This window comes from Actinosynnema sp. NPDC023658, assembly GCF_040639995.1.
Classification (GTDB): domain Bacteria; phylum Actinomycetota; class Actinomycetes; order Mycobacteriales; family Pseudonocardiaceae; genus Actinosynnema.
Map to the genome: position 1 here is coordinate 1 of NZ_JBFAAX010000361.1, position 1,595 is coordinate 1,595.

At 74.9% G+C, this 1,595-nt stretch carries 1 protein-coding gene; it reads left to right on the forward strand.

The genetic code is table 11. From position 1 onward, the window contains the following. Positions 1-1,595 (forward strand): ABC transporter substrate-binding protein (locus AB0G02_RS26345; protein WP_360798524.1); only part of this gene is annotated, 1,595 nt, incomplete at both ends.

A 1,595-nucleotide genomic window follows, 5' to 3' on the forward strand; every position in this document is an offset into this window, starting at 1 on the left:
CCGTCGTCGCCCACCCCAGGACCCGGCGTGCGTGGCTCGCCGTCCCGCTGCTCGCGCTGTCCGCGGCGTGCACCGGCGAGGTCCCCGATCAGCAGGCCGGTGGTGAGCCGGTCGACGGCGGCACGCTCACCTTCGCCGTCGACCGCGAGCCGAACTGCCTCGACCCGCACGTGAGCCCGGCCGAAGCGACCGCGCTGATCGGCCGGGGCGTGTTCGACTCGCTCGTGGCGCAGGACCCGGCGGGCGGGTTCCACCCCTGGCTGGCCCGGAGCTGGCAGGTGTCGGCGGACCTGCGGACCTACACCTTCGACCTGCGCGACGACGTGCGGTTCCACGACGGGACGCCGTTGGACGCGGCCGCGGTGAAGGCGAGCTTCGACCGGATCGCGGACCCGGCCACCAAGTCGCTGTACGCCGCGACGCTGCTCGGGCCGTACGAGGGGACGACGGTCGTCGACGCCGACACCGCCGAGGTCCGCTTCACCAAGCCGTTCGCGCCGTTCCTCCAGGCCGCGAGCACCACGTACCTCGGCATCGCCTCGCCCAAGGCGCTCACCGGGTTCGCCGGCTCCCTGTGCGACCACCTGGTCGGCTCCGGGCCGTTCACCTACGAGCGGCACGTGGCCCAGCAGGAGGTGGCGCTGCGCCGCAACCCCGACCACGCGTGGGCGGCGGAGGGGCAGCGCGCCGGTCCGGCCCGGCTGGAGCGGCTGGTGTTCCGGTTCGTGCCGGAGAGCACGACCCGGCTCGGCGGGCTGACCAGCGGCCAGGTCGACGCCGCCGCCGCGATCCCGGCCGAGTCGGTGGCGGGCGTGCGCGACGATCCCGCGTTGGAGTTCCACAGCACGCCGGTGCAAGGCGCGGCGGAAACCCTCTATCTGAACACCTCGCGAGCACCGTTCGACGACGTCCGGGTGCGCACCGCCGTGCAGCGCGGCATCGACGTGGACGGCCTCGTCCGGTCCGTCTACTTCGGACAGCGGGAGCGCGCGTGGAGCATCCTGTCGCCGTCCACCCCGTACTACGACCGCGGCACCGAGGGCACCTGGGGCCACGACCGGGCGTTGGCGGAGCGGTTGCTGGACGAGTCGGGCTGGACCGGGCGCGACGCCGAGGGCTACCGCACCAAGGCCGGCGCCCGGCTCGTGGCGCGGTGGCCGTACACGGAGTTGCAGGCGTCGACCGAGCGCCGGGGCACGCTCGCCCAGGCGATCCAGGCGCAGGCCAAGGAGCTCGGGATCGACGTGCAGCGCCCGGTCGTGCAGGCGGGTGACCTCTACCGGATGGTGGCGCTGGGCGTCTACGAGCTCACCGACACCAGCTGGACCAGGGCCGACCCGGACGTGCTGCGCGCGTTCCTGACCTCCGGCCAGGCACCGCCGGCCGGCCAGAACTACTCCCGCGTCCGGGATCCCGAGCTGGACTCCTGGCTCGGTGAGGCGGCGGCCACCGGCGACGAGGGCACCCGCCGGTCCCTCTACGCGCGGGCGCAGCAGCGGGCGGTGCGCGACGCGCTGGCCGTGCCGCTCTACGTGCCGGTGCAGGCCGTCGGCACGGCGCGGCCGGTGAGCGGGCTCGCGTTCGACCCGGCGGGC